Annotated in this window: 5 protein-coding genes; all 5 read right to left on the minus strand. The window is 40.9% G+C overall.

Annotation, left to right across the window (positions count from 1 at the left end):
• Position 1: 1 nt before the first annotated feature.
• The 5 genes from BLR54_RS13650 to BLR54_RS13670 all read right to left on the minus strand — a co-directional run bounded on the left by BLR54_RS13650 (position 2) and on the right by BLR54_RS13670 (position 5,940).
• Positions 2-1,825, minus strand: coding sequence for a hypothetical protein (locus BLR54_RS13650; protein ID WP_090422008.1), 1,824 nt, complete (start codon positions 1,823-1,825; stop codon positions 2-4).
• 307 nt (positions 1,826-2,132) lie between these two features.
• Positions 2,133-2,702 carry a thymidine kinase gene (locus BLR54_RS13655; RefSeq protein ID WP_090422010.1) on the minus strand — a complete coding sequence of 190 codons (570 nt, stop codon included), beginning with the start codon at positions 2,700-2,702 and terminating at the stop codon, positions 2,133-2,135.
• 92 nt (positions 2,703-2,794) lie between these two features.
• Positions 2,795-4,348, minus strand: a complete 1,554-nt coding sequence (locus BLR54_RS13660; protein WP_176761955.1) for a GGDEF domain-containing protein — start codon at positions 4,346-4,348, stop codon at positions 2,795-2,797.
• Positions 4,349-4,484: 136 nt separating this feature from the next.
• On the minus strand, positions 4,485-5,345 hold the full coding sequence (locus tag BLR54_RS13665; protein WP_176761956.1) for a VanW family protein: 861 nt from the start codon (positions 5,343-5,345) through the stop codon (positions 4,485-4,487).
• Positions 5,346-5,463: 118 nt separating this feature from the next.
• Positions 5,464-5,940 (minus strand): hypothetical protein, encoded by a 477-nt coding sequence (locus BLR54_RS13670; RefSeq protein ID WP_090422016.1) that lies wholly within the window; start codon positions 5,938-5,940, stop codon positions 5,464-5,466.
• Positions 5,941-6,359: the final 419 nt, after the last annotated feature.

Raw genomic sequence — 6,359 nt, forward strand, 5'->3', positions numbered from 1 at the left:
TCTATTTATATTTGTATATTGTAATATCATCGTTTACAAAAACCAGCTGGAGCTCTGAGCTTGTGGCTTTGTAGTCTGGATGAATCAATTTTGAAACTACCAAATAATTGATTTGCTTTTCATCCATAGCAGCCTCTGCCTCAGCAGGATCACCACTGTAAAACTTCTCGTTGGTGTCCAGCATTTCTTCCACACGCTTTTCTGTCACATCTGAATAGTCATAGCCCTCCAAATAGCACTGGCGCTCAGAAATGGCACTGGCATAGAAATAAATACTTCTGTAATCCAATTCCTCTGAAAGTCTGTCTACAGCAATCTTTGTGTCCTCAGGAGTGTTGTCCTTTAGCCAGTAGTAAGCATTAACTGTGTCTGCTGAAACAAAATCTGCCCTATCCTCTGATGGACTATTAAACACCTGAAGCTGCTTGTAATCGCCGTAGCAGAAGTTTGCAATATCCGCTAGCAAAATCAGCGCTCCGATTGCAAACATCACATGCATAAGTCTATAAATAATATCCTTACCGCTGATGGTCATGTATTTCATAGAACAGTAGAAAATCAAACCTGCAGTGGTAAGCACAAAATATCCCTGGGATAAACCTGGCACACTAACAGCGCAGAATCCGATTACACCCATAAGAATCATCCCAATAGAAAACCAATCGAAAATATCTCCGATGGTACCTTCCTTTACCAGTGTCTTGAACTTTCCAATGGTAAAAGCTGTAAAAGGCAAGATACATGGACCGAGGATAAATATCACTGTAAAGATAATACCTATAACCACCCAAGGAAAGGCCATATAGTCAAAGCCAAGCTTTGTAATAATCTGACCAACTCGCCCTGCCTCTAAGGTGCCAGCAGCAGTGGCCTTCATTGCTCTGTTGTTGGCTCCTGAAGGATGTAAACCAACTGTCACCAAAAGGTATGTGATTACAAACCCTAAAGTTAAAGCAAGATTATATAAAAGCTGTTGAAGATGAAACTTTTTCATAATGCACATCTCAACAACAAATACTACCCAAGCTATAGCAACTAACATTATTCCTGTAGTACCTTTGAAGCCTGTAGCGGCGCAGGATAAAATGTAAATCGCGATTATATTTCTGGCATCTATTGCATCATACCAAAGCTCTGCCACTATATCCAAAACCAATACTGTAAGGGATACTGCAAGGCCAATGGCGTTCGCATTGCTAAAAAGATGATTATCTAGCCAAGACAATGGGAAGCGTCCACCAGCTACATTAAGAGGTAACAATGCGATACAAGAGACTAACAAACCTGAGCAAAAGAAGAAATACTTAAAGGCAGTGTATTCCTTGATTCCTCGAATTCGCTCACCAATGGTGATCAACGCCATTGTAAGTGGAAAGGCACAAACGATAGCGTTGCCGTTTAAATAAACCAATAATGCATCCACCTTGAAAAGGTGCTTGCACAAGGCAAAAATCAGCTCATAAAAATAATGATAATAAAAGGTTAAGCCATCGATTCTCAAGTCTGGAGCAGGAAAAGAACGGCTTAACGCTGCAATGTTTCCTGTGTGGAACAAAAAGTCATGATATATCTGAGTGGTCTGGCCTGAAAAAGCAAACAGGTACTTGGCCTGGAAATTCAAGGCGGATACCACATAAATAAAAGCAAAGATAATCACGTAGGTCCACCTAAAACGCTCGGTAGCATTAAATACAGATGGGCGGCCTTTTTTTGCATAAACTGAGGCTGCAAGCAAAGAAAGAATTGGGCCTGCCGCTAGCAAAAGGTATTTCACACCTGTAAGGCTTTCTAGGTAATAAACAGCTGCCATAACCATAAAACCCATGAAAAATCCTGCCAAAAGTCTAGTCGAAAACTTTAGGCGTCTAGGCAACAAAATATGACAAAATAGCATACCTGGGACCTCAAGCCACACGATACAATATGCGAAAAATATTAAACTAGTTGAAATACTAAGAGTCATTTATATCCTCCGCCAGTCTTTTCTTATTTTTCTCAGCTAGTTACAGCCACAAGCCTTAGTGTTTCTCTGTTCAGCTAACACGCTTCACTGAGAAACCTAAGAGCTTGTTACTTACTAGCTAATTTATGCTATGAAAGACTGGCTAGCTTTAAAATACCAGCTCAATTAATTATTCTTCAGGCTTTAACTGCCCTAATTTGTAATGTTTACGACATAACGCAACATAGGAATCGTTTGCACCCAGCATAACCTGTGGGCCAGAACGAACTACTCCGTTTTCGTTGTAACGGGTGTTACAGGTTGCCTTACGACCACACCAGCACACAGTCTTAACCTCATGTATAACATCAGCAATGGCGATTAATCGCTTAGATCCAGGGAATAACTCATTCTTAAAATCTGCTCTAAGACCGTAAGCCACTACTGGCACATCCATAAAATCCACAATATCTGAGAGATAATCTATCTGCTCTGGAGTTGCAAACTGCACCTCGTCCACGATAATACAGTCGTATTTCTTTATTTCCTCCTCTGGCATCTCCACCAAATCCTCAAGGAAGATACACTCATTCTCCAAACCAATACGAGAATGAACAACGCGATCTCCATCACGTGTATCTATGGCCGGCTTTACCAAAAGGGCATTCTGTCCAACCTCCTGATAATTGAAATGAGTCATCAGAGCATTGGCTGTCTTTGATGAGCCCATTGCACCGTAATAGAAATATAGCTTTGCCATAAGGAAATACCCCCACACATAAATTGACAGAAGACTTTGTAGCCTTCTGTCTATACTTTGAACCATATTATAATTCTTTAGTGGTACCTATGTCAAAAAATCTTGCGCCATTCCTTGGTTTCAAGGTCATTTCTGCCATTGATAAGTCTTGCATTTGCCTTGCCATGCTCCTTCACAAAATAAAGGGCATAATCTGCAGAATTCAAGAAATCCCAGGCACGGTTTGCAGACTGTGGAACGTGATTTACAATACCTTGAGACACACTGAGCTTATCAATATTAAGCTCTACACGAACCTCTTCCACAATATCTCTAATTCTCTTAACTATCTCGATAATCTCCTCGTCAGTCATATCAAAATAATAAAGAATAAATTCGTCACCGCCATAGCGGGCGATAAAAATCTTGTCACTAACCATCTCACGAAGACGACGTCCAATTGCTGCCAGCAAGCTATCTCCCTTGGCATGGCCAAGATTGTCGTTTACCTGCTTGAAAAAATCCAAATCCATCATCTCAACACCCAGATTCTTACCGTTGTTTAGCGCCTCTAAGAACAGCTCATCAATAACGTTGTTAAGCTTTGCTCTATTAGCAAGACCAGTAAGAGTATCGGTCTCAGCTGCAGCTGATAAGAATAAATTCTTTGTCCTTTGCTGAATCAACTCGTTCTTTAAGCGCAAAGTGGTTGTAAAGGATTTCTTGCTATCCAAAGAGCGCTTCTCATGATACTGATAATAACGATATGAGCAAAGATCACGCTTTGCCTCTTCCCCTGTACACTCGTACATTCTTATCTTCCAGCGCTCCAAATGAAGACGAAGATTAAAGAGCTCATAATCCCCAAGCTTCTCATCTATATCTTTAAACACTTCCTCCATAATAGAGTAATCCTTGCGTTCCAAAAGAAGCTGAAGAAGAATCTCAATCTCATCAAAATAAACCATCACATCATAGCATTGTTTAAAGGCATTGATAGAATCAGCTTTATACTTTTCTACTGCCTCTATGTCGCCAGAGCGACTGTAATACAGCCAGTTTGCAATAGCCACATCAAAATCATTATCTGGATCAGGAACCTCTTCGTTCAAACGATTCATCTCATCCAAATGTTTCTTTGCATCCTCCAGGCCACCAAGAACGATATAAGCAATGGCAAGCTGAGAATACTCTCCAACTAGGAAAGGCGTTCTTATAGAAGCCTCCTCAATAAACTGGCTACACTCCAGGGAACGATAGTGATATTCCAAGCATTCCTGCATGGCACCCATTTCCTCGCAAAGTGCCGCAAAATTACCACATGCAATGGCCTCCTGTAAATACATCTGGTTAATTCTAGCAACATCGATGCTATTGAGGAAATTCTCCTCAGAAGTAATGAAATGGCCCTCATTACGCATAATGATTCCCATCTCGTTGTAACATCTGCAAATAAGCTTGTATTCATCGGTTTTCTGCAAGCCCTGCAAACCTGCTGTAAGATAATAAACAGCCTCTGAAAACCTGTTATTTTGCCACAATGCATCACCAAGAGAACAGCTTGAGTAGTCTCTCAGATCTTCATTTCCACTTTCTTGGGCCATATCAAACAAATCGCAAGCCATATCCAGGTATTTCTCATTCTCTACCTTTCTTAGCTTTTCCATTTCCTCGATTAGCGCCACTACTCCAGGTGATTTTTTTGTGAGAAAAGTATTATTCAAATCTTTCACCCCCGCAGTAATAATCGGCAGTCTTGTCTCTGCCCTCTGCTTAACTCCCCATTGAATTAAGGAACTGCTTTTAGTTTTCCAAATAAATTGCAGCTGTGAGAATGCCGTTGTTTGCAGTCTCGTAAACTACAATATTTTTGTCGTATCTATTAACAAACTTAAGATCTAAGGCATTTCCAGATATTGTTGCATCCCAGCCTGCTGGAAGATATGCCACTGGAAGAGAATGTGGATGTCTCTCTGATGCGGTGATTCCTGCTGTCTTCATAGCAGCGTAGATTGTAGATGAAACCTGACAAACGCCGCCACCAATGCCTCTAGCGTGTTCCTTGTTGATGAAAACAGGTGCCTCTACAAAACCATTTGCTGTGGTACGAGGACCAATAGCCTTGTTGGCTGAGAAAGTCTTTCCTGGTGCAACAATTGTGCCATTTACATGGTCTGCAGCAATCTTGATGTTAGTAGCTCTATCCTGGGTTGAAACATACTCGGTAGAATAAATACCAAGAAGAGTATAGCTTGCAGGAACTGCTATCTCTGAACCAGCTACAGGTGTGGCATCTCTGCCCTCTGCCTTACCAGCATTTGCATAATGGAAAACATAACCAATCATGTTGTCCCCATACACCGCCTTTAAATCTGGATTCTTGTTCATATAATCTGTGGCGTTGAAGGTTGCACTTGCGTTTCTTCCCTCATAAACACCGAAATAAACGTAATGATTTAAAAGTGCCAACTGACTGCCATTTACTGATGCAGCAACATCAGGATAAAGAGTAGCGTAATAAGCACCATCAAATATCTTTGAAGCAGCTATTAGCTCGTCATTGGATGCTGCCTGAGCATCCACAGAAGGAGCTAAAGTGATGGCTGCCATCATTGCTAAAACAGAACATAGAGTCCTTCTCATGTTGAATCTCATTTTCTTCATAAACCCTCCAAAAATTTTCCGCATACTCTGCTGAATTTTAAGAATATTCTAACACTTTTGGAGCAAATATAAAAGAGCACCAGGCCTGGTGCTCTTTAAAAAATCTGTGAAATATTAATTATTTATTCTTTTCAGCTTCAAGTTCCTTACGCTTGTTTAATGCCCAAGCTCTAAGCCCCTTTTTCTTCTTTGTGTCAACCTTTGCATTGCCACCGCGAAGTCCCTTTACCTTTGTGATGTAAAGACCAGAAACAGTAGCCTTAACCTCTTTCTTAACAGGGATTTCATCGAAAATCTCTGCATCGCAGATAAGAGTCATCATCTGTGGACCAACCTTCGCCTTAACAACTGGCACCTTAACACCCTTCTGATACCAAGGTACTGAGCTAATAACAGCCTCTGGGAGACCAGATTCCTTCATCTTAAGCTTTTTCTTATCAATGATAAGCATTGAAACCTGCTGTGCAACTGCATCCATCTGTGCGCGCTGCTCGTCCTGACGAGCCTGTGCCTTCTTACCCATGAAGTAAAGAGCCACAAATGCTGCAATCATTACCACCAAAATTACAAGTAAAACAATCATTGGTGTGTTCATAAAATATCCTCCAACTTCTAAGCTCTCTACGAGCCACAACTATCGTATATCTTAACATGTCAAGCACCTAAAATCAATACAACAAGCAACGATTCACCGTCTACAACCCACACAGGCGCCCCTTATACATTTCCTGGGACGCTTGTTTTGATTAAGCACCATATTTACTGCTGTCACAGGCCCCCTCTCCCTACTTCCTGACATTGTCACAGAATCTTTCTTTTCTAACTGCTACATGCAGCTTTTCTTATGGTGGGTGTCTTTTCAATTCATTGCACTTTGTGCGCTACAGTATGTATCACGCAGACACACATTATTTATAGTTAATTCTCTATCAGACTATATACAGAATTAAGTGTCTGATTTTGGAATGAACCTAGTGGAATAGAAAATGAGTTTTGAAATGTATAGGCATGTGC

The sequence above is a fragment of the Pseudobutyrivibrio sp. YE44 genome (genome assembly GCF_900104335.1).
Taxonomy (GTDB): domain Bacteria; phylum Bacillota; class Clostridia; order Lachnospirales; family Lachnospiraceae; genus Pseudobutyrivibrio.